At 68.4% G+C, this 21,433-nt stretch carries 17 protein-coding genes; 5 read left to right on the top strand and 12 right to left on the bottom strand.

Features of this window, described 5'->3' with window-relative positions:
* Nucleotides 1–62: 62 nt before the first annotated feature.
* Both TSH64_RS28190 and TSH64_RS28185 read right to left on the bottom strand, forming a co-directional pair.
* Complete coding sequence (locus TSH64_RS28190; protein ID WP_109450165.1) at nt 63–2,672, bottom strand: flagellar hook-basal body complex protein; 2,610 nt, start codon at nt 2,670–2,672, stop codon at nt 63–65.
* 210 nt (nt 2,673–2,882) lie between these two features.
* The gene (locus tag TSH64_RS28185; protein ID WP_109450163.1) at nt 2,883–4,364 is read right to left on the bottom strand and encodes a tetratricopeptide repeat protein; all 1,482 of its coding nucleotides are present in this window, start codon (nt 4,362–4,364) and stop codon (nt 2,883–2,885) included.
* 99 nt (nt 4,365–4,463) lie between these two features.
* On the opposite strand from TSH64_RS28185, the gene TSH64_RS28180 reads away from it, so the two are divergent.
* The gene (locus tag TSH64_RS28180) at nt 4,464–4,802 is read left to right on the top strand and encodes a DUF1491 family protein (RefSeq protein WP_109050458.1); all 339 of its coding nucleotides are present in this window, start codon (nt 4,464–4,466) and stop codon (nt 4,800–4,802) included.
* Between the two features lie 9 nt (nt 4,803–4,811).
* Here the strand turns inward: TSH64_RS28180 and TSH64_RS28175 are convergent, their stop codons facing one another.
* The 8 genes from TSH64_RS28175 to TSH64_RS28140 form a co-directional block, all read right to left on the bottom strand.
* On the bottom strand, nt 4,812–5,312 hold the full coding sequence (locus TSH64_RS28175; RefSeq protein WP_199237683.1) for a hypothetical protein: 501 nt from the start codon (nt 5,310–5,312) through the stop codon (nt 4,812–4,814).
* Nucleotides 5,245–6,840 (bottom strand): tyrosinase family protein, encoded by a 1,596-nt coding sequence (locus tag TSH64_RS28170; protein WP_109450161.1) that lies wholly within the window; start codon nt 6,838–6,840, stop codon nt 5,245–5,247. Before TSH64_RS28170 ends, TSH64_RS28175 begins: the two co-directional genes overlap by 68 nt.
* Before the next feature lie 189 nt (nt 6,841–7,029).
* Nucleotides 7,030–9,477, bottom strand: coding sequence for an ATP-binding protein (locus TSH64_RS28165; RefSeq protein ID WP_247873195.1), 2,448 nt, complete (start codon nt 9,475–9,477; stop codon nt 7,030–7,032).
* 62 nt (nt 9,478–9,539) lie between these two features.
* Entirely contained in the window at nt 9,540–11,174 is a 1,635-nt protein-coding gene (locus TSH64_RS28160; protein ID WP_109450156.1) for a 5'-nucleotidase C-terminal domain-containing protein, read from the bottom strand.
* 81 nt (nt 11,175–11,255) lie between these two features.
* Entirely contained in the window at nt 11,256–12,089 is an 834-nt protein-coding gene (locus tag TSH64_RS28155; protein ID WP_109450154.1) for a metallophosphoesterase family protein, read from the bottom strand.
* Nucleotides 12,090–12,102: 13 nt separating this feature from the next.
* On the bottom strand, nt 12,103–13,293 hold the full coding sequence (locus TSH64_RS28150) for an ATP-grasp domain-containing protein (RefSeq protein ID WP_109450152.1): 1,191 nt from the start codon (nt 13,291–13,293) through the stop codon (nt 12,103–12,105).
* A 27-nt stretch (nt 13,294–13,320) separates the two neighbouring features.
* The gene (locus TSH64_RS28145; RefSeq protein WP_109450150.1) at nt 13,321–14,577 is read right to left on the bottom strand and encodes a GNAT family N-acetyltransferase; all 1,257 of its coding nucleotides are present in this window, start codon (nt 14,575–14,577) and stop codon (nt 13,321–13,323) included.
* A gap of 188 nt (nt 14,578–14,765) precedes the next feature.
* Complete coding sequence (locus TSH64_RS28140) at nt 14,766–15,473, bottom strand: glutathione binding-like protein (protein ID WP_109450148.1); 708 nt, start codon at nt 15,471–15,473, stop codon at nt 14,766–14,768.
* Between the two features lie 342 nt (nt 15,474–15,815).
* On the opposite strand from TSH64_RS28140, the gene TSH64_RS28135 reads away from it, so the two are divergent.
* Together TSH64_RS28135 and TSH64_RS28130 are read left to right on the top strand one after the other, a co-directional pair.
* Nucleotides 15,816–16,262: a PaaI family thioesterase gene (locus tag TSH64_RS28135; protein WP_247873194.1), complete on the top strand. Its 447-nt coding sequence runs from the start codon at nt 15,816–15,818 to the stop codon at nt 16,260–16,262.
* Nucleotides 16,259–17,041 (top strand): enoyl-CoA hydratase family protein, encoded by a 783-nt coding sequence (locus TSH64_RS28130; protein ID WP_109450144.1) that lies wholly within the window; start codon nt 16,259–16,261, stop codon nt 17,039–17,041. Before TSH64_RS28135 ends, TSH64_RS28130 begins: the two co-directional genes overlap by 4 nt.
* Nucleotides 17,042–17,049: 8 nt before the next feature.
* On the opposite strand, the gene TSH64_RS28125 is transcribed toward TSH64_RS28130, so the two are convergent.
* Nucleotides 17,050–17,253: a hypothetical protein gene (locus TSH64_RS28125; protein ID WP_247873193.1), complete on the bottom strand. Its 204-nt coding sequence runs from the start codon at nt 17,251–17,253 to the stop codon at nt 17,050–17,052.
* 249 nt (nt 17,254–17,502) lie between these two features.
* On the opposite strand from TSH64_RS28125, the gene TSH64_RS28120 reads away from it, so the two are divergent.
* Both TSH64_RS28120 and TSH64_RS28115 read left to right on the top strand, forming a co-directional pair.
* On the top strand, nt 17,503–17,943 hold the full coding sequence (locus tag TSH64_RS28120) for a response regulator (RefSeq protein ID WP_244592578.1): 441 nt from the start codon (nt 17,503–17,505) through the stop codon (nt 17,941–17,943).
* Between the two features lie 192 nt (nt 17,944–18,135).
* Nucleotides 18,136–18,549 (top strand): hypothetical protein, encoded by a 414-nt coding sequence (locus TSH64_RS28115; protein WP_109450139.1) that lies wholly within the window; start codon nt 18,136–18,138, stop codon nt 18,547–18,549.
* 85 nt (nt 18,550–18,634) lie between these two features.
* Here TSH64_RS28115 and treY read toward each other — a convergent pair whose 3' ends face one another.
* The gene (gene treY / locus TSH64_RS28110) at nt 18,635–21,415 is read right to left on the bottom strand and encodes a malto-oligosyltrehalose synthase (RefSeq protein ID WP_109450137.1); all 2,781 of its coding nucleotides are present in this window, start codon (nt 21,413–21,415) and stop codon (nt 18,635–18,637) included.
* Nucleotides 21,416–21,433: the final 18 nt, after the last annotated feature.

The following is a 21,433-nucleotide window of genomic DNA, read 5'->3' as shown; positions in this document are numbered from 1 at the left end:
GCGATCGGAAAGCTGGCGATCGGTAGGGAAGCGATCAGGACATCAAAAGGTCAGGGCCGCGCTTAGCGCTTCAGCCCCAGCACTTCCTGAAGCATTTCGTCCGAGGTGGTGACGATCTTCGCGTTGGCGGAATAGCTCCGCTGGGTGACAATCATCTTGGTGAACTCGTCGGCGATGTCGACGTTGGAGCTTTCGACGCTGTTCGCCACCACGGCACCGGCGCCGTTCGTCTCCGGATCGTTGAAGTTCGGCTTGCCGGCCTCTTCGCTCTCGATGAAGACGCCGCCGGATTCGCGCTGCAGGGCGTTGGGGTTGTTGAAGGTGATGATCGGCACCTTCGCCACCATCTTCGACCGTCCGTTGTCGTAGTTGACCATGACGGTGCCGTTGTCGCCGAACACCACGTCCTTGAACTGCCCGCGTGGCGCGCCGTTCTGGACCAGCTGGGTGACGTTGATCTCCTCGCCGGCATATTGGGTCAGGCCGCCCGGCTTCTGGTACTTGCCGAGGTTCAGCGTGATCTGCTGCGGGCCGAAGCCGTAATCGACGGTGAAAGTGACGTTGGCGTCGGATCCGGCGGACTGGTTGGCGGCGCTGACCGCCGAACCGGTGCCGACCAGGGCGGTGGAGATGTTGGTCAGCGTGCCGACCGTCTCCGGCGTCTTGCCGAAGGTCAGGCCGATATGGGCCGGCGTCTGGCCGGCGACGGCGCTCTGGTCCAGGGTGAACTGGGCGGCGGGGGCGTCGACGACCGTGCCGGTCGCACCGGCCGCCGTCAGCGTGTTGCCGCTGGCTGTAGCACCTGGGACGACCGAGGCGAAATACTGCATGACCTTGGCCGGCGTGTCGTACAGGCCGTAATTGGCGTTGGTGATCGTCAGCGGATAGGTCGTGGCGCCGACCGTGATGTTGTAGGTGTCGCCGATGTCGACCGTGGATCCGCTCAGCGTCACCGTGCCGGTGCCGGTCATCGTGTTGGTGTTGGTCGGGCTGGCCGCGGTCTTGGAGGTGACGGTGATGACACCGCCCTGCGCGGTAGCCGTCACCGGCAGCGAGGTGTTGGAGTTGATCTTGTTCGCCAGCGCCGCGGTGATGTCCTCCATCGTCATCTCTTCGCCGGTGGTGCTGTAGGTCACCGCCGTGCCGTTGATGCTGAGTGTGTACTGGGTGCCGATGTCGCCCGGCGTGCCGGTCAGGGTGACGGTGCGGCTCTGGCGGACGCCGGCCACGCTGGAGACCGACGGCAGCGAGCTCATCGTGTTCACCGCGGTGGAGGAGTTGGTCACCGTGGCGCTGGAGGTGACGTTGGTGTTCACCGCATTGGCCTGGATCGACAGGATGTTGCCGGCCGACGAGGCGGTAACGCTTGATCCCAGCGCCTGGTTGATCTTGCCGGCCAGCTGGGAGACGACGTCGCTCACCGACGAATAGCTCTGATAGGTCGCGGCGGTCACCGTGTAGCTGATCGGCGTGCCGTTCACGTTGATGGTGAAGGAGTCGCCGACCTCGACCTGGGTCTGCGGGAACTGGAACTTGTCGATTTCACCCGCGCTTGCGGTCGCCGCCGTCGAGGTCTGGTTGACGATGGTGTTGGTCGTGTTGGTGCCGGACACCACGTCCGTGTTCAGCTTGAAGGGCGTGCCGGGTTCGCGGGCGGTGACGCGGATCGTCTGGCCCGACGAGGTGGCGAGCACGGACGCCGCCGGCGAGGCGGAGTTGATCTGGTTGGCCAGCGCGCCGGCCAGACCGGAGTAGGTCCGGATCGAGCCGATGTTGTCGGCGGTGATCTTCAGGCTGTAGTTGGTGCCGTCGACCTTCACCGAATAGGTGTCGCCGATGCGCAGGTTGTCCTGGCCGTTGGTGTTGTTGCCGGCGATGGTGATGACGTTGACCTGCGCCACCGCCGTCTGGCCGGCGATGTTCTGGCCGAAGGTCACGGTGGCGGGGTTGCCGGTGAAGGTGCCGTCGACCGGCTTGGTGTTGGAGCCGGGCGCGTCCAGGACCATGCGCCAGCTGCTGTCCGCCTGCTGCCGCCACTTGAAGTTGACGGTGCGCGGGTTGCCCTGGCTGTCGAAGATCTGAATGCTGCTGTCGGGAACCTTTTCACCTTCCTTGGGCGTCGCCGGCAGGTTGGCCGCCAGGTCGATGGTGTTGGTCGCCACCGGCTTGTCGATCAGCGAGTTGACCTGGATCGGCGCCACCTGGTCCTTGTGCAGGACGCCCGTCACAGGATCGACCAGCCAGCCGTTCAGGGCGTAGCCGGCGCTGTTGACCAGATAGCGGCTCTTGTCCAGCTCGAAGTCGCCGGCGCGGGTGTAGAAGGCGGCCGACGAATTGACCGTGCCCGTCTGCGTCTGCACCAGCGTGCTGGAGCCCTGGGTCGCCACCTTGGTGACGCTGAAGAAGCCCTGGCCCTGGATGGCGATGTTGGTCGGGCTCTGCACCTGGGTCAGGCTGCCCTGGATGTTGTTCATGAAGACCGGTTGCGCCGTGACCCCGCCCGGCTCGTGCAGACGCTGGCTGGACTGAAGGACCATCGTCTCGAAGGCCGAATCGACACGCTTGTAGCCGATGGTCGAGCTGTTCGCGATGTTGTCCGAAATATGTCCGAGCGCCTTCGACTGGGCATTCAGGCCGAGAACGGCGGTTGTCATCGAACCGAAGATGCTCATGGCCGGGGGTCTCCGAAAGAAAGGGCAAAGGTCTTCTGCGCCCTATCTAGCAAGCGGAGTGCCAACTCCCGCTCCGGATTCAAGCCATTGAAAACGCTGTATTCTTTGAACAAGCTGTATGGCGGGGCCGGAAATTGCCGCCCGGTAGGAAAGTTTCGCCTAGTGCCGCCGGGGCGGAGGGGCAGAAAGCTCCCGCCGAAGTTGCCGCCTCTATCGGGCGGTCCGGACGGCGCGGGCGGCCTGCGCCTTCAGCACGGCGGCGGCGGTGCCGAGCGTCGTGGCCCAGTCGCCGGGGCGCGGCTGGCGGAACAGGCGCAGCGACGGGTACCAAGGGCTGTCGGCCCGGTCGAGCAGCCAGCGCCAGTCCGGCACATGGGGAAGCATCAGCCAGCACGGCACGCCCATCGCCCCGGCAAGATGGGCGATGGCGGTGTCCACCGTCACCAGCAGGTCGAGGTTGGCGAGAATGGCGGCGGTGTCGGCGAAGTCGCGCACCCGCTCCATCGCGTTCGGCACCGTCACGCCGGGCAGGCGGTCCAGCGCGGCGGCGGCCTCGCCAGTCTGCAGGCTGACGAAGCGCACGCCCGGCACCATCAGCAGCGGCAGCAGGGCCGCTGCCGGGATCGAGCGGTTGCGATCATTGCGGTGCTGGGGGTTGCCGGCCCACACCAGCCCGACCCGGAGGGCCGCACCGCCCTTCTCCGGTCCATCGAGCCCGTCCAGCCGGTCGCGCCAGCGGGCAACGTCGCCGGGGTCTGGGGCAAGATAGGGCACGGTGGCCGGAATGTCCGGCAGACCGGTGCCGAAGGCGCGCGGCAGGCTCATCAGCGGACAGTGAATGTCATGCGGCGGCGGATCCTCGCCACGCGACAGCACCTGGATCGACGATCCCAGGCAGCGGTTGAACAGGCGGTACAGCAGCATATGGCTTTCCAGGATCACCCGCCCGCCACCCGCCGCGGCGATCTGTGCCACCAGCGGGGCGTAGCGGACGAACTGGATGGCGTCGCCGAAGCCCTGGTCCATGTGCAGCAGGATGGTGGCGCCGCCCGGCGGCTGTCCGGCCCAGGGCGGGGTGGCGAAGCGCTGCCAGCGGTGCTCGAACCCTTCCCATCCCGCGCGCAGGTCGCCGCGCACCAGCCGCCCCACCGCGCGGGCCAGATGGGCGTCGGCACGGGACGGCTGGCGCGCCAGCACGGCGTCGAAGCAGGCCTCCGCCTCGTCGAACCGGCGCTGGTCGCGCAGGACGGTGCCGAGATTGAGCAAGGTCGCCGCATGGCCGGGCCGAAGCCGGGCCGCACGCTTCAGCCAGCGCCGCGCATCGGGATAACGCGCCAGCGCATGCAGGGAGGCGCCCTGCGCCTCCAGAGCGTCGCCGTCGGCCGGATCGAGCGCCAGGGCGCGCCGCAGAACCGGTTCCGCCCGCTCCGGTGTCTCCGCCGCCCGCAGGGCCGCTCCCAGATGGCCCCAGGGCGCCGGAGCGGACGGGCGGACGCGCACCGCGCGGGCGATCCATCGCACGGCGGCGGCCGCGTCGCCGGTCTGCGCCCGCAGGACGCCGGACAGGTGCAGCGTGTCGGGTTGGGCCGGGTCCGCCGCCAGAATCCTCCGGTAGGCGTCGGCCGCCGCATCGGCATGGCCGGCCATGTGGTGGTTGACGGCGGCGTTGAGAGCGTACAGGAGTGTAGCCATGCACTCTTCTCTACACCGGCCGGCCGGGCAGAGCGAGGGTCGAAGACCAGCGAAAATCCCAGGTCAGCGAGAGCTGACGATCAGGAGCCCGTCACGGCAATGGACGACCGCCTTCCGACGCATCTTTGGGTCTCGGCCCATATCCGCACGGCCGATTCCCAGGGCGTGGCGATGACCGTGGTCCGCAAGGGCGATCCCAGCCGCGGCACCGTGATCCTGAAAATCAACCGGCTTGACCGGACCTTCTCCGTGCTGGTCCAGACACGCGAGGCCGATGGCGAGCGGCTGTTCTGGGCGCGCGGCACCGGCGCCGACCCGGTGCCGGAGGCCGATGCCGACGCCTACATCGCCCGCCAGCTCCGCTACGACCCCGACGTCTGGGTGATCGAGGTGGAAGACCGCCAGGGCCGGCATTGGTTCGACGGGCCGGTGCGCTGACCGCCGCCGTCAGGGCGGTGGGCCGATGACGGACAGCCGCAGCTCTCCGACCTCCTCAGCCGTCGGCGGACGGGGAGGGGAGCCGGAGGCGGTGATGCGCAGGCGGAGCGTCAGGCGACCGTCGCGTATGGCCCCGGCCGGCACTGGAATGGTGACCGTTCCGGCGCCCTGACCGCGCTGGGGGCCGAAAGGGGCGGCGGTTCCGATGAGCTGGCCGTCCATCGTCGTGACCTCCACCGTCTGCCCGCGGGTGAGCACGCCCAGGGTGACCGCCAGGATGGCGGCCTCGCCCTGCCTCGGCGGATGCGGCAGGGCGAGCGTCGTTTCCCCATTCCCGTCCGGCCTCCCGGACTGACCGGCCGGTGCCGCGCCCGCGGGCTGGCCCGTCAGCAGGACCAGCAGCGCGAGCAGGGCGGCCGGCAGCTTGGCACGGCGCCAAGCCCTAGAGGGTGTGGAGCGAGACCCCCTTGACCGCCGGCGCGGCGGTGGCGGAGCCGTTGGATGGGACAATGCGGACCTCCAGCGTTGCGGTTGCCGGCGCAGGCGCCTGCGCGGCCGGGCTCTGGGCCAGTGCCGCGGTGCGCGCGGGCTCGGGCAGCGGCAGGGTGAAGGTGGCATCGTCCGCCATGCCGTGCATGGCCGGACCGAAGAAGCCGATGGTGCCGCCGTAATAGGGGCTGTCCGCCGCCACCGTCGTCACGCCGGCCGGTGCGTTGATCAGCAGGTCAAAGTTCCGCGGGGCATTGCTGCCGGCCGGGCGGGTCACCTTGACTGCCATCACCACCGGGCTGGACGGCGCCGCCGACAGCTGGACCGATCCCACGCCCTTGGCCACCGTGCCCTTGACCGGAGCAGATGGCTTTGCCGCCGCCACCTGTGCCGATTCCGCGTCGCCGAAGCCATGCCGGTACTCGTACTGGAACCGTTCGGTGCTGAGATAGTCACCGGCGCGGCCGTCGAGGACATAGCTGCCGTCGGCGCGGACGAAGAACAGGAAGGGTTCGCGGGACAGCTGCGACAGCTCCTCCTTGTCGGTCGGCAGGATCGGCAGGCCCAGCCGCTGCTGCTTGCGCGTCCACACGTCCCACAGGCGGTCCATGTTCGAATGGTGCAGGAAGAAGACGGGATCCACCGGCGACAGGAAGTTGGTCATGTTGCCGTAGGGGCCCGGATCCCACGGGCCGACGCCGCCGATGTAGTTGTGGACGAGGTTGTGCGGCTGGCCTTCCAGCACCGAAAACTGGGTGTCCTTGCCCGGCATGACGTTGTGCGACGCCGTTTTGGAGCTGGTGAAGCTGTGCGTCACGTCGGCGTTGTAGTAGTCCACCGGCAGCAGGCCGGTCAGCACCGTGTGGGGCGAACAGGCCTTTGCCGTCTTGTCGTCCAGCTTCGGGTTCTCGCGGGTCAGGTAGCGCGCACGGTCGGTCGCGGCGAAGGCTTGGTTGCCGGGATCGCACTTGCCGTGGCTGCAGCCGGTGACGTCGTCCCACAGCTTGTCGAAGCTGCTGTAGCCGCGAAGGTCCAGCTGCTTGCGCTGGGCCTCGTTCAGCGTGTCCCAATAGGCCTTCATCGCCGGCTTGATGTAGGCGGTGAAGGTGGTCAGATCCTTGGTGTAGGGAAGGAAGGCTTCGCTGACCGGAGTCAGGGCGCCGTCGAACATCTCGTTGGGGATCTGCGGCAGGAGCGTCCAGTCCCAATAGGGAAAGGCGAAATTCGGATTGTCGCTGTACTTGCGCACCGTCTCCTCGAAATAGCCGATATAGCCGCGGTGCCAGACATAGAACCACCAGTTGCCGTGCGGGCAGTCCATGAAATGGACAAAGGCGTTGCGGAACCAGTTGTGCGGATGGTCCGGGGGCAGGGCCACCATCTTCTGCACCGCCGTGGCGTAGCTGCGCAGCATCGCCTTGCCTTCGTCGCTGGTCGCGCTGTAGCGAACGTATTTCGCCGTTGCCGCCCGCGCCGGGCCGAACGGCAGCAGGGAGGAACCCGCAGCAGCAGTTGCCGTTGCCAGAAAATCTCGCCGATTAAAATTCATTGCGATCAAGCTCCCGCATAACGGTAAAAACACTGGAAGCTTGTATAGGAAACCGACTGTTTGCACGTGAATTCAACCGGCACCGGCGGGCAGGCGTGGATTGGGCGGATGGCGCCATACCTGCGCATGTCCGATCGTCTGCGGACAAACGCAGGCGGGATCGGACGGATGGGAAAGCCGCCGCCGGTTCTAGGCGCCCGCGGTGACTCGGGGAAAGCGCAGGGTGAAACGGGTGCCTTCGCCGGGACGGCTCTCGACCCCGATGGTGCCGTGCAGGCGGCCGGTCACCAGATTGTAGACGATGTGCAGCCCCAGCCCGCTGCCGCCCGCCCCGCGCCGGGTGGTGAAGAAGGGATCGAAGATCTTCGGCAGCACGTCCGGCGCGATGCCGTTGCCGTCGTCGCCGACCGACAGCTCCACCATGTCGGGACCGAGCAGCCGGGCGGCGATGGCGATCCGGCCGGGCTGTTCCGGATCCAGCGCATGGACCAGCGCATTCATGATCAGGTTGGTCAGGATCTGCGACAGCGCGCCGGGATAGCCGTCCAGCTCCAGGTCGGCCGGGCAGGCGACGTCGATGGTCAGGGCCGTCCGCGCCTTGTAGGTCGGGTGAAGGCTGCGCAGCAGCTCGTCGATGTAATCGCGCAGCAGGAAGGGGCGGCGCTCGTCGCTGGACTGGTCGACGGCGACCAGCTTGAAGCTCTGCACCAGGTTGGCGGCACGGGTGCTGTTGGACAGGATCAGGCTGGCCATCTCCATCCCGTCGCTGAGGAAGCGCTGGAAGTCCGACTTCTTCAGCGCGTTCGCCGTGTGGCGGTCCGACAGCTCGCCGATCAGCGCCTGCAATTGCGAGGCGCCGGTGATGGTGATGCCGATGGGGGTGTTCACCTCATGCGCCACGCCGGCGACCAGCTGGCCGAGCGAGGCCATCTTCTCCGCCTGGATCAGGCTGGCCTGGGTCGCCTTCAGTTCGTCGAGCGCGCGTTCGGCGGCATCGCGCGACTGGCGCAGGGCATGCTCCGCCTCCACCTCGCGCGTCACGTCGACCACCACCGCCTGGATCGCCGGGCCGTCCATCCAGTCGACGCGCCGGCCGGTCAGCTCCACCCACAGCCCGGCGCCGTCGGACCGGCAGGCTCGGATGCGGCGGCGCGGCGTCGACTGCCCGTTCTCCAGCAGCCGGTCGTACCCCTCGATCAGCGCCTGGCGTTCCGTCACCGCCACCACCGACAGCAGGGAGGGCAGGGCAACCACCTCCGCCACCGTCATGCCGAGCATGGCGGCGAAGCTGTCGTTGGCATAGAGCACATGGAAATCGCGATGGATGACGATGCCCTGGATCGAGCCTTCGACCAGATCGCGGAAGCGCCGCTCGTTGTCGGCCAGGGCCTGCTGGCGTCGGTCGATCTCCTCGATGAAATAGCGGATCGAGGCGCCGATGTCGGTGATCTCGTCGTCGCCGTCCACCGGGATCGGAACCGGCTGATCGACCGGAACCGGCTGGTCGGCCCGACCCGGCCGGCCGGCCGCCGCAATGCCGCAATGGGGGGACTGGCGGCTTCCCGACAGCCGGGCCAGCACCGCCCGGTTCATCGCCACCAGCCGCGTCGACAGGAACCGGCGGAAGAAGAAATAGACGCACACCGCCAGCAGAAGCGATGTTCCGGCCAGCACCATCACCGTGCGGGTGCGTTCGGCGATCAGCGCCGCCAGCGCATCGGTGCGCTCGGCCGACTGGTCGCGGATGGAATCGTACAGCGTGCGGGTGGAGCGTTCGACCGTCTCGACCAGGACCTGGGCTTGACCAGTCAGCGCCTGGGCGCGGTTGCGCGCCTGCAGCCTGTCGATGGCGCTCTCGAACAGCCCGCCCGGCGCCACCAGCAGGGAGAACAGCTCTTCCTGCACGGTGGACATCATCTGCCCGGTGGGGTCCGGGGCGCCGCCCGACAGGCGGGCCAGTTCGGCCAGCGTGCGTTCGGCGGACCGCGCCTCGCCCTTCAGGCGGCTGAGATGATCCAGCTGCGTGGCTCCCGCCGCCCGCGCCATCAGCGCCCCGATGCGGGCCGCCCAGGCGCCGGTGTCGGGCATGCTCTCGATCGCCGCCGCCAGCCGGCTCAGCGCGCGTGCGGCTTCGGCCTGGCGGTCGCCATATTCGATCTGGCGCGTGACCTCGGCGTTCAGGTCGGCGACCGTGGCGGCCAGGATCAGCAGGGTGGAGCGGGTCTGCTCCAGCAGGCGGACATTGCCGTCGCGCTCGCCCGCGCCGGGATCGCCCTCCTTCATCAGCCCGCGCATGCGGGCGACCAGAAGCTGCATCGAATCCAGCTCCGTCACCAGCCCGTCATAGATGGACCGGCGCTGCGGCGTCGAGGCCGCGGCGGCGAGCTGCGGCAGCTGCGCCACCAGCTTCTGCAACGATCCGTGCAGTTCGGCGCTGGTGATCACTTCCGGCAGGGTGTTGGTGGACAGCGCCGCCACCTCCGCCCGGAACAGGCGGAAGGAGGACATCGACACGCCGCCGATCAGCAGCACCAGCAGCGCCATCACCGACAGGCCCAGCGTGATGCGGACGGCGATGCCGAACCGCCGCGGGCGGCCCGGCGGCGCCTGCGGCTTGCGCCGTGCCGTGCCATCCATGACCGCCGCATCGCTTGCCGGCAAGGGGGGTGACGACAAGGCGGTGGAAGAGAACCCGTCCATCACCGCCTCACCGTCATGCGGCCGTCCAGCCGGGGAACGAACTCGCCGCTGCGGGCGATCTGGTCGATCATCTGGGTGGAGACGAATTCCGTGTTGCGGTCCTCCACCAGCCGCGGTGCGCCGGCCAGGATGCCGTAACCGTCGCCCCCCGCCGCCAGGAAGCTGCTGGTCGCCAGACGGTAGCGGCCGGACAAGGCAACAGGCTTGCCGCCGACCGACAGGCTGCGCAGCCGCTGGCCGGGCGGGCGGGCGAGGTCTATCTCGGCCCGGGCATTGGACAGATGGGGAAAGCGGCCCTGCAACTGCTCCACCGCCGACACGCCGCTCTCCACCGCATCCCAGAGCTGCTGTCCGGAGACGTCCAGCACCACTCCGACATCGTGGAAGGGCAGTTCGGTGTAGATGTCGCGCCGGGTCAGCAGGGTGCCGGCCGGATACTGGCGGTCGCCGCGGATGCCGCCGCCGTTGAACAGTGCCACGTCGCCGTCCAGCGCCTCGCGCAGCGTGTCGACCACCGCATTGGCGAAGGCATTCTCCCCTGTCCGCAGCGACTCCTTGCGGGTGTCGAGGGGAGCGGTGAGACGTCCCACCTCCATCCGCAGCATGGTGTCGAGCCGCGCCGCATAGGCCTTGGCCTGGATCAGCACCGCCGGATCGGGCGCCACCGTCGCCGTATCGATCAGGCGCGGCGCCGGGATCCAGCTCACCACCGTCTGGCCGTCCAGTCCGGCGGTCCGCTGTATCGTCAGGTCGATCGCCAGCACCCAGGCGGCCTGCGGCCCGACCGTGGCGGACAGGAACCGGCCGTCGTAATCGACGGCGAAGGGGCGGCTGCGGTCCTGGTACAGCACGATGTCGGCCGGGCGGGCGGCCAGCACGCTGCGGTGGGTGTCGCCGGCATAGCCGGTCATCGCCACCACCAGATCGACGCCCTCGGCCCGCAGGGCCGCGGCCTTGGCGGTGAGCGCCCGCACCGGATCGCGGAATTCCGTGCGCTGGGTTCGGGTGGTCTCCCGCGTCAGCACCGGCGTCGCCGCCATCACGCCGATGCGCAAGGGGCCGGCGGTCAGCACCACCGCCGCCTCCAGACCGTCCGGCGTGCGGCCGGTGGAGCGGTCGACCGCGTTGGTGGTAACGATGGGAAAGCCGGCCTCGAAGGCGCGGGCGCTCAGCCGGTCGTCGCCATGGTGGTATTCGCGGTTCAGCGCGGCCATCGCGTCGATGGTCATGCCGTTCAGCAGGTCGATGATGTGGGCGCCCTGGTCGTAGAAGGCGAGCACCGACGGCGCCAGCGTCTGTCCGCCATGCAGGACCAGCAGGTTGGGATGGGCGGCCCGCTCCTGCCGGATCGTGCCGGCCAGCCGGGCCATGCCGCCGCGCCCGGCGGTCTCGTCCAGGTCGGTGGTGCCCTGGGTGTAGAGGATCGTCAGCCGCACCGGCCCGCTGTCCGCCACGCTCGCCTTGGGGGAGGCATCAGTCTCCTGCGCCTGGGCCGGCAGGGTCGCGGCCGGCAGAATCGTGGCGAGGCCGATGACAAGGCCCAGCGCCAGCGATGCGGTCAGGGACGACGATGTCCTGCCGGGCCGGGTCCGCACCCTGCCGGCAGCGCCGATTGAAATACCGATAATGTCCATAGCCCGGCGTCACCTTTGCCCCCGTGCCGGATTATGCTCATTTTCCAGTCTTTGTTGAAGCAAAGCCGCGTTACGGGATTGTCATATTGATGGCACATGGCGGGGAAGAGCACGCTTCAACCAATCGTAGACCCCAAGAAGTCTCAGTATTTCGATCAACTTCATCCGAATGGGTGCGGGAACTGCGGCAAAACGTGGCGCCAGCCCCGCCCGCCGGGTCTTCGCCAGGGCGGCGCGGCGGGCATAGGCGACACGATGCAGGGTGACGCGGCGTGCGGCGGTGTCGTAACAGGCGAAGCAGGCCCGGGCATCGGCACCGCGCGGCTCTCCCACCGTGCCGGGGTTGATCAGGTAGAGCCCGTCCGCCCGCAACTCCGCTCCCCCATCCAACGGCAAAGCATGCACCGCGCCGTCGCGCCATTCCCACAACCCGGCCCGGTGGGTGTGGCCGAAGGCGCAGATCCGCGCGCCCGATGGATGCGCCGCGAGCGCCCGCAGGCTCAAGTCCCGTTTCCCGTCATCGTCCAGCCGGACCAGCTCTTTGCCGACCTCCGGATGCAGCGCGCCGTGGACGGCGACCAGCGTCCCGTCCACATCGGCGGTGAGGGGCAGGCCGGCCAGGAAGGCGCGGCTGTCCTCGTCCAGCCTTGCCCCGGTCCAGGCGACGGCGCGCGCCGCCGGACCGCTGAACCCGTCGGTGCCGATCAGGCCCGCCACCGCCCGGTCGTGGTTGCCGGCGATGCAGACCGCCCCGGCCTGCCGCAGCAGGGCGATGCAGGCGGCGAAGTCGGTGTTGTAGCCGACGATGTCGCCGAGGCAGACGATGCGCTCCGCCCCCTCCGCCCGGATGTCGTCGAGCGTCGCCTGCAACGCCTCCAGATTGGCGTGGATGTCGGAGATCAGGGCGATCTTCATGGGTTGTCGGGGGTCATGGCTTCACGAGGCGGGCGGACCGGATGCCGCCGGGCATGCGGGCGAGCAGCCGGTCCAGCTTCGGCCGCAGGAAGGGCATCGGGTCGTCCGGCGTGATCGCCTTCGCCTCGCAGCGCACCACCCAGGCCAGCCAGCGCGCCGTCGTCACGCCGCTTTCCCGCGCCGCCAGCCGGTCCTTGCTGATGTGGCACCAGCAGGCGCCGGGGCGTGCCTTGGCTGGAGCAGGGCGGGGCCGGCCGGTCAGGTCCGCCTGCACCAGCGCCGGCAGGTTCACCCCGGCGACAGCCCCCAGATGGTGCCAGAGGTTGAAGCGCGGGTTGATCTCCAGCAGGTGCAGCCGGCCGTCCGGGTCGCGCTTGAAGTCGAACTTGGCGACGCCGCGCAGGCCGATCTTTGCCGCGATCTCCCGCCCAAGCGCCGCCACATCGGCGCTCTCGCCGTCGATGTCGGTGATGGTCAGCGCCGTGCTGTGGCCGTAATCGACGGGGTAGGTGCGGATCTTGCGCCCGGTGAATTCCCCGGCCACCGCACCGCCGGCGTCGATATAGACATGGTGGCTCTCGATCCGCGTCTCCGGCCCGGGGATCAACTCCTGCGCCAGCAACTCGATGCCGACCGGGATCAGGCGCGGCCACAGGGCGCGGAGCTCATCATGCCCGTCTAGCCGGATCGCCTTGCCCAGCCCCTCAATCTCGTCCCAGGGCGGACGGCGGGTCAGCGGCTTGACGATGAGGGGATAGCGCAGGTCCAGATCCGGCGCCTCGCTGCCGGGCAGGGGGTGCAGGCGTCGGGTGCGCGGCACCGGCAGGCCCAGCCGTTCCGCCATCGCCTGGAACCGGCCCTTGTCCACCAGCGTCTCCACCAGTTCGGCGTCGGCCAGCGGAAGGCGGAAGACGGAGGCCAGACGCTCGCGGTTTCGCGACACCATCAGCAGCTGGGCGTCCTCCTCCATATAGAGCACCGGCTTTTGCGACTGGGCGGCGCCGAAGCGCAGCAGGCGGTCGACCAGCGTCCTGTCGTTGCCGCCTTGCCAGGGGATCACCTGCGCGGTGAAGCGGGACTGGGCGGTCGCCCCGCCCGGCGGTCCGACCACGGCACAGCGGATGCCGGCCAGCCCCAGCGGGCGCACCAGATCCATGTCGCCCAACACGCAGGCCAGCGGCCCGGCTTTCGTCCCGGTCTTCATCGCCAACTCCCCATTCAGATCCCGCGCTCAAATCCCTTTGGCCGGCGCGATCCATCCGCGCAGCGACCGCTTGACCGCATCGGCCATCACCCCGCGCGCCCGGCGGACATGCGCCTCCATCCGCCGGCTGAACCGGTCGGGGCCGAGCGTCAGCCAGTTCATCGGCTGTTCGGCGTTGGAGAGCAGCGGCTTGTGTCCGGCCGGGGTCGACATGAAATCGTAGCAATCCTCGCCACGGGCCAGTGCGTCCTCGATGGCCAGCACATGGCTCAGCAGCCCCGGCTTCAGCCGGTTGTCGGCCTCGAAGGCGAAGCCGCCCTGATAGTTCAGAACGCGGTTGCGGTGGACGAAGTTGTAGAGATAGCCGACCGCCTGCCCGCCGGCGCTCACCCGGCTCAGCCGCACGGCACCCCGCGGCAGTCCCTCGGCGATCAGTCTTTCGTGGAAGGGGCGGAAGGCGGCATTGGCGAAGGCGCCGGCCTGCCCACGCGCCTGCCATCCGGCCTGATGCAGCACCTCCAGCCCGGCGAAATACTCCAGCGCCTCGTCCACCGTCGTGGCGACGCGGTGTTCGAGGTCACCGCGGGCCCGATAGAGCCGTTCGCTGCGGTTCACCGCCGCCCGTGTGTTGCGGCCCAGCCCGCCGCGAAAATCGCCGCCCGCCGCGCGTACCGTGCCGAAGTCCACCCATTGGGCGGAATCGGCAATGCGCAGTTGCAGCGTGTGGCCGGTCCGCGCCGCAACCCGCCGGGCCGCCCGCTCCGCCGCCAGGGTCAGGCCGCCCAGCACCAGCTCGTCATTGGCGCTCAACCGCTCGCCCAGCCAGTGCAGCATCGCATCCGTCACCTCGTCGGCGACACGGCGGTCGGCGAGGATGCCGTTATACTCCATGAACAGCCGATCATAGCTGCGGTCGCCGGTCTCGTGCAGCATCCAGCAGCGGCTGGGCAGCAGCCCGAACCGGCGGCGCAGGCGCGGGCAGAGCAGGGCCATCCCGACCGTCTCACCCCCCTGGCGGGCGACCAGCAGCTGCGGCTCGATCCCGTCCGGCAACTGCGCCAGCCAGGGCCCGATCCAGGTCCAGGACAGAAAGAAGGAGGGGTCGGACCGGCCTTCCAGCTCCGTCCATGCCCGTGCCAGCTCCGGCATCGACGGCAGGGGGCGCAGGGCGACCTGTATCTCGGCCGGCCGCAACTCGGCCGGCTGCATCCCGGTTGGGGTTGTGGAACCGGTCGCCCTTTGCGGAAGGGTGCCGTCGGAGTCGGTGCGTGGCCAGATGCTCATCGGCGCGGCATCTCCGGTAGATATTCTCTACCGAAAACAACACGCTGGTCAGACGAACGGTCCCGTCTACGCCGGGGCCCCTCGAATGTCTGCGCGGCGCAAACGGGTGCCGCGAAGTGGTAGGGACCTATCCGAAGTTGTCCCAATTTCCCTCTCCCTTGGGGGAGAGGGAAATTGGGACCCCGATCTCAGCGCTTCACCGTGTCGGCGGACTGGCCGAACAGGATCTTCTTGCTGTCCTCGTTCACCGTGGGCGTGCGGTTGGGATTGATCTCCTGCCCCTTTTCATAGGCGCGCACCACCGCCGGCCGCTCCTTGATCGCGGTGAACCAGCGCTTCAGGTTGGGGAAGTTGTCCAGATCCTGCTGCTGGCGTTCGTGCGGGACGATCCACGGGTAGCTCGCCATATCGGCGATGGACAGTTCGGCTCCACCCAGGAACTCGTTGTCGGCAAGGCGCTTGTCCATCACGCCATAGAGACGGCTGGTCTCCTTGACGTAGCGCTCCATGGCGTAGGGGATGCGCTCCGGCGCGTATTGGACGAAATGGTGGTTCTGGCCGGCCATCGGGCCGAGGCCGCCGACCTGCCAGAACAGCCATTCGAGAACCGTCTTGCGCCCACGCACGTCACCGGGCAGGAACTTGCCGGTCTTCTCGGCAAGGTAGACAAGGATGGCGCCGGATTCGAACACGCTGATCGGCTCGCCGCCGTCGGCCGGGGCGTTGTCGATGATCGCCGGCATGCGGTTGTTGGGCGAGAAGGCCAGGAAGTCCGGCTTGAACTGGTCGCCGGTGGAGATGTTCACCGGCTTGAAGCTGTAGTCCAGCCCGGCTTCCTCCAGAAAAATCGTGATCTTGTGGCCGTTCGGCGTCGGCCAGAAATAGAGGTCGATCATCCCAAACCCTCCTGCGATTTATCGGCCCGACGGTCCGGGCCATGATTTCGGGGAAAAGGTTAACCGCTTCGGTCCGGCTGGCAAGCCCGCGCAGACGCGCGGCAGACCTCCAATCCCCCACACATATTTTGATCATCAAAATTCAGTTTCATTTTCTGACAGGCATTTTCACATCCGTCAGCGTGACCAACGATCAGACGAGGCAGCACCCCTCGATCTCCCCGACATGACGGCGGTGGACCATCCGATGATGGGCGCCTTCCCGCGCGGCGACCGGGTGGACCTGGAGCGCCTTCACGCGCTTTACTTCGCGCACGAAACGGCCGCGTGATGGGGCAGGGGATGGACGAACAAGGTATGGACGATCTGCTGAACGGGGAGCCGGAATCGGGCTTCCAGCGCCTGTTGGGCTACGCCTTGAGTCGCTGGGAGGAGGGCGAGGCGAAGCTGACGATGGCCATCGACGACCGCCACCTGAACCGGGCCGGCGTGGTGCATGGCGGGGTTCTGGTGACGCTTCTGGACACGGTTTCCGGATTCTCGGCAACATACTGTCCGTTCCCCGGCCGGGTAAGGCGGGTGGTGACGCTGTCCCTGTCGACGAGCTTCCTGGGTCAGGCGCGCACCGGTACGCTGATCGCCACCGGCCGGCTGCGCGGCGGCGGGCGCAAGATCATCGGGATCGCGGCGGAGATCCGCCACGGCGACACCGGTGCCCTGATCGCCACGTCGGAAGGCATGTTCAAATACCGGCCGGGCAGCGAAAACCGGGAGGGAACCGAGCTATGAGCGGACAACTGACCGTCGCGCGCCAGGGCCGCGTGACGGTGCTGACGATGGACGATGCGGCCACCAAGAACGCGCTGGAGCCGGAGATGATGGCCGCCGCCCGCGACGCGCTGGTGCAGGCGGCCGGGGATCCGGGGGTGGGCGCCATCGTCCTGACCGGGGCCAACGGCACCTTCTGTTCCGGCGGCAATCTGGGCCGGCTGCTCGGCAACGCCAAGGCCGACCCGGAGATGACGCGCACCAGCCTGGAGCACTTCCATGGCTGGACCCGCGCCATGCGTGCCTGCCCCAAGCCGGTGATCGCCGCCGTCGAGGGGGCCGCCGCCGGAGCGGGATTCTCGGTGGCGCTCGGCTGCGACCTGATCGTCGCGGCGGAGGATGCCGTGTTCACGCTCGCCTATGTGAAGGTCGGGCTCAACCCGGACGGCGGAGCGTCGGCCTTCCTCGCCCGTGCCGCGACGCCGCAGCTGGCCGCCGAGATCATGTTTGAAGGCGGCAGGATCGGCGCGGCACGGCTGGCCCAGCTCGCCATCGTCAACCGGGTGGTGGCGCCCGGCGCCACGCTGGCCGAGGCGCTCGCCTGGGCGGAGCGGCTGGCGGACGGGCCGACGCTCACCATCGGCCGGGCCAAGCGGCTGATCGAGAGCGGCTTCGGCGCGCCCGACGACCAGCTCGACCGCGAGGCCGCCTTCTTCGTCGAGGCCCTGCACGGGGCGGAGGCGGCGGAGGGCATCACCGCCTTCTTCGAGAAGCGTCCCCCCAATTACCCCCGCGCCTGAGCTTGTCGTCAAGCCAGCAGCGACAGGGTGGGATCGGGCGGGGTGGGTGCGGCGTTTTCCAGGGCGCGGACGATGTCCGACGGCGCCCCGGTCAGCCGCAGCGGCTCCGCCCGGCCGGCAAAATACAGATCGGTGCCGCCGTCGCCTGCGCTGCGCAGATAGGCGACGGCGATGGGGTTCACCAAAACGGTTTCCCCGGACGTGTCGGTCATCTCAACGAATGCCATTGCGTGTATCCTCTCTCGCGTCCGGGTAAAACGCTCTGCGATGGTGTATGTTTCCAACCCGGACGTTCAGTAGGGCGCCATGACCGGAAGGGAGTACCCCTTCGACCTCTTGAACGGAGCGGAACCGCGACAAACATGGGCGGTTCAGTTGATCGAAGCCGAACAGGCTTCGGAAACCGGATGGAACGGGCTATAAGCCCGCACCGTCATTCAAGGGAGCATGCCGTCTTGAAGGTGCTTGTCGTCGAGGACGATCCGCTGATCGGTCCGGCCGTGAAAGCCGTTCTGGAGAATGCGGGCTATACCGTGGTTGGACCGCTGCGCGACGCCGCCAAGGCTACGCGGGTCGGTGCCCGCGAATGTCCCGAACTGGCGCTGGTCGACGTCAATCTCGCCGGTGGGGAGAATGGCTTGGTCCTGGCCCGCCGCCTGTGGGAAGAGAATGGCATTCCGTCGCTGCTGATGACCGGGTTCGATCACCATGCCGCCGAAGCCCGCGCCTTCGCCATGGGCCTGCTGCGCAAGCCGGTGATGCCGGATGCGCTGGTCCAGGCCGTCGGCGCCGCCGGGGAAATCCTGGGCGGCCTGCGCCCGTCCTCCACGCCGGCCGCGCTGGAGATCTTCCACGGCTCCGCCGCCATGGCCGCCGGCCTGCCGAAGGCGCGCACGGCCTGACCGCTCGCCGTCCTTGAGTTGCCAGGAAGCGCCCGCCCTTCGGCGGGCGTTTTCGTTTTCGCCTGCCGCGCGATCATTCCGGACCGGGCCTGTTGGTGTGATGGCAAGCGGGGACGAACCGGCTCCCCACCGACAAGTTTCCGGCCCGCCGCCGCACCGGCGTTGATGGGCCGCACAGCGAAAGGAATCCTCATGAAGAGCCTGATGATCGGCGCCGCCACCGCCCTGGCCCTGATGGCCGCCCCGGCCTTCGCCGCCGACAGCGGTTCAATCTCCGGCAGCCCGGCGGCCAACAGCGCCGGCTCAAGCACCAACTCCAACCAGACCAACCCGCCCTGTACGTCGAACAACCAGCTCGGCTGCGGCAGCATGGGCGGCGTGGACAGCAAGAGCGGCGCCACCAGCGGCTCGTCGTCCAATGGGTCTTCGATGGGCAGCGGGTCGATGACCGGCTCGGGCTCTTCGAGCTCGACCAATGGCACCGGCGGCAACAGCCTGGGCAACAGCGGCTCAATGGGCACCGGCTCCGACGGCCCGGTCGGCACGCAGCAGCCGTCGGGCTCGATGGGTGGTTCGTCCAATGGCACCGGCAGCACCGCCCGCTGATCCGGGCAGTACGGTAAAGAAGAAGGGCGCGCGGTCACCCGCGCGCCCTTTCCCGTTCCAGGCCGGCCCCGTTCCAGGCCGGCCGTCAGCCCTCGGCGGACAGCAGGGCCACCGGCAGATCCGCGAACAGCGTCGCCGCCATCACCGCGTCGCCGCCCTCCACCTCCACGCCGGTCAGGCGGTTGCGCCAGCCGGCGCCGCGCGGCAGCGGGATGGCGGTGTTGCCCCAATCGGGCTTCTCGCCCAACTGCCCGACCAACCGCGGCACGGCCACCACCACGGTTTCGTCCCCGATGCGGCGGGCATAGGCCACCACATGGTCGGCACGCTCGCCGGTCGCCTCCAGCGGCAGATATTCGCCGGCGCCGAAGACCTCCGGCATCTCGCCACGGACCGCCAGGGCCTGACGGGTCACCGCCAGCTTCACGGCACCGTCGGTCCAGCGTTCCAGCAGGCCGGCAACCGCGCCATGCTCCACGAGGCCCTCGACCTCCTCCAGCATCGTGCGGCGGGCGTCATAATCCACCGGCAGCCGGTTGTCCGGATCGACGAGGCTGAGGTTCCACAGCTCGCAGCCCTGATAGATGTCCGGCACGCCCGGGCTGGTCAGCTTCAGCAGGGTCTGGGCGAGGCCGTTGACCATGCCGATGCGGGCCAGGGACGCCTGGAAGGGCAGGAAGGATTCCAGGAAGGCATTCCGGCGGGTCACGTCCAGCGCATCGTGGATGAAGCTGACGACCGCCCCCTCATAGGCCTCGTTGGGTGCGGCCCAGGTCGAATGCACCTTGGCCTCGCGCATCGATTTGGTCATGGCGCCGACGATGCGCTCGGCGAAGGCGGTCATCGCCGACTGCTCGATCCGGTCGACCGAGGCACCGGTCAGCTCCGCCGGCCAAGCGCCGAGCAGCAGCTGATAGAACAGATACTCGTCGTTGCGGTCGGGCGGGGCGGTGCCTTCCACATCGCCGCGGCGGGCGCGCAGCAGCCGGCTCCAGGTCTGGACCTGCCGCTCCCACTCCTCCGGCATCTCCGACAGGGCGTAGAGCCGGGCGCGGGTGTCCTCGCCGCGCTTGGTGTCGTGGGTCGTGCTGGCCAGCATGTTGCCGGGCCAGTTGCGGGCCCGGTCCTGGTTAGCGCGGTGGAAGGCCGAGACGCTGACGCCGAAATGGTCGGGATGGCCGCCGACCTCGTTCAGCGCCACCAGCCGGTTGTAGCGGTAGAAGGCGGTGTCCTCCAGCCCCTTGGCCATCACCGGCCCGCTGTACTGCTGGAAGCGCATGGCGAAGCGGGTGACCTGCCGATGGCTGTAGCCGCTCTTGGGCGCGGCCACCAGATCGGTGGTCAGCAGGCGTTGCAGGAAATCATAGACCGAACTGTCCGGCCCCTGCTCGACCCGCCGCGCCTGCGAGATCGCCCAGTCGATGTCGCGGCGGTCCAGATCGCTCGGCACGCCGCCGTCGACATAGGTGCGATAGACGGGGAAGCGGGCGATGGTCTCCTTCAGCGCCTGATGCAGGATGTTGGCGGTGAAGTCGGCGGTGGCGGGGTTGGAGCGAGCGATGCGCGCCGCCTTGCGCGACAGCACGTTCAGCTCGCTCGCCATCTCGCTTTCCATGATGCGGATCTTACACTGCCGCACCACCTCCTCGAAATTGTCGCGCCGGCCGATGAAGTCGGCATAGAGACGGGTGAAGGCCTCTTCCGCCTTGGGATCGACGAACAGGCCGCCCATCAGGTTGGCGTATTCGTAGCCGGTGGTGCCGTCTATCTGCCAATCCTCGCGCAGCCGCTCATGCCGGGCCAGGATCTTCTCGACCACCAGATAGAAGGGCTTGGAGGACGCGGCGACCAGCCGCTCGCAATAGCCCTTGGGGTCGATCAGCCCGTCGATGTGGTCGATGCGGATGCCGTCGAGCGTGCCGTCCTCCACCATCTTCAGCACCATGCGGTGGGCGACGTCGAACAACTCCGGTTCGTCCATGCGCAGGCCGGCCAGTTCGTTGATGTTGAAGAAGCGGCGGTAGTTGATGTCGTCGGCGGCCACCTTGAAATAGGCGACGCGCCAATTCTGGCGGCCGATCAGCTCGTGCAGGTGGCCCCAGCTGTCGATCTCTCCCTGATAGCCGCGGAAGACGGACAGCCGCTGGTTGATCGCGTCTGCCACATCCGGCCGGGTCGCAACCAGTGTCGCCAATTCCGCCTTCTGAACGCCGGCCCGCGCGATCTGATGGGGCCGAGCGTAGGCAAGATGGGCGAATGCGTCGCCGATGCGCTCCAGATCCGGGTGATCGGTGCCCAGGATGGTGCCGTAATCCTGCGGTCGCACCGGCAGCTTGTGGCTGTCATAGGCCCAGACGGCGAAGCTTCCGGTCTCACTGTCGAAACGCAGATCCAACCCGCCCGACACCAGAACAGCGCCATACTGGTCGCCCAGGAAGGGCACCAGAAGCTTGCCCTGGAGATAGCGGTAGTCGGATTCCCATTCGATGTCGAAATACCCGGCATACGGGCTTTCCGGCCCCCACTCCAACACGTTCAACCACCATTCGTTGTCGGCGCCGCCGACCCCCATGTGGTTGGGAACGAAGTCCAGGATCTGGCCCAGCCCGTTGCGCTTCAGCGCCTCCACCAGTTCGCGGAAGTCGTTCTGGTCGCCGACCTCCGGATTCAGCTCGTTGTGGTTGACGATGTCGTAGCCGTGGGTGCTGCCCGGCCGCGCCTTCATATAGGGGGAGGCGTAGAGATGGCTGACGCCCAGGCGGGCGATGTAGTCGGCGATGGCGGCGGTGCGGTCGAAACCGAACTCGCCATTCAGTTGGACCCGGTACGTCGCACGAGGGATGGGCTTGCCGGCGGCGGGGGCCATGGGTGTGTGCTCCTCGGA

Source organism: Azospirillum sp. TSH64, from assembly GCF_003116035.1.
GTDB lineage: Bacteria > Pseudomonadota > Alphaproteobacteria > Azospirillales > Azospirillaceae > Azospirillum.
Note: the sequence above shows the minus strand (reverse complement) of the source record. Positions and strands in the feature narration are given on the sequence as shown.

What these genes read in the sequence shown, in the direction of transcription:
- TSH64_RS28115 (WP_109450139.1), top strand. Translation starts at nt 18,136, where the DNA reads ATGAAGAGCCTGATGATCGGCGCCGCCACCGCCCTGGCCCTGATGGCC.
- TSH64_RS28185 (WP_109450163.1), bottom strand. Translation starts at nt 4,364, where the DNA reads ATGGCTACACTCCTGTACGCTCTCAACGCCGCCGTCAACCACCACATG.
- TSH64_RS28125 (WP_247873193.1), bottom strand. Translation starts at nt 17,253, where the DNA reads ATGACCGACACGTCCGGGGAAACCGTTTTGGTGAACCCCATCGCCGTC.
- TSH64_RS28135 (WP_247873194.1), top strand. Translation starts at nt 15,816, where the DNA reads ATGGACGAACAAGGTATGGACGATCTGCTGAACGGGGAGCCGGAATCG.
- TSH64_RS28165 (WP_247873195.1), bottom strand. Translation starts at nt 9,477, where the DNA reads ATGGATGGCACGGCACGGCGCAAGCCGCAGGCGCCGCCGGGCCGCCCG.
- TSH64_RS28155 (WP_109450154.1), bottom strand. Translation starts at nt 12,089, where the DNA reads ATGAAGATCGCCCTGATCTCCGACATCCACGCCAATCTGGAGGCGTTG.
- TSH64_RS28170 (WP_109450161.1), bottom strand. Translation starts at nt 6,840, where the DNA reads ATGAATTTTAATCGGCGAGATTTTCTGGCAACGGCAACTGCTGCTGCG.
- TSH64_RS28130 (WP_109450144.1), top strand. Translation starts at nt 16,259, where the DNA reads ATGAGCGGACAACTGACCGTCGCGCGCCAGGGCCGCGTGACGGTGCTG.
- TSH64_RS28160 (WP_109450156.1), bottom strand. Translation starts at nt 11,174, where the DNA reads ATGGACATTATCGGTATTTCAATCGGCGCTGCCGGCAGGGTGCGGACC.
- TSH64_RS28145 (WP_109450150.1), bottom strand. Translation starts at nt 14,577, where the DNA reads ATGAGCATCTGGCCACGCACCGACTCCGACGGCACCCTTCCGCAAAGG.
- TSH64_RS28180 (WP_109050458.1), top strand. Translation starts at nt 4,464, where the DNA reads ATGGACGACCGCCTTCCGACGCATCTTTGGGTCTCGGCCCATATCCGC.
- TSH64_RS28190 (WP_109450165.1), bottom strand. Translation starts at nt 2,672, where the DNA reads ATGAGCATCTTCGGTTCGATGACAACCGCCGTTCTCGGCCTGAATGCC.
- TSH64_RS28140 (WP_109450148.1), bottom strand. Translation starts at nt 15,473, where the DNA reads ATGATCGACCTCTATTTCTGGCCGACGCCGAACGGCCACAAGATCACG.
- TSH64_RS28150 (WP_109450152.1), bottom strand. Translation starts at nt 13,293, where the DNA reads ATGAAGACCGGGACGAAAGCCGGGCCGCTGGCCTGCGTGTTGGGCGAC.
- treY (WP_109450137.1), bottom strand. Translation starts at nt 21,415, where the DNA reads ATGGCCCCCGCCGCCGGCAAGCCCATCCCTCGTGCGACGTACCGGGTC.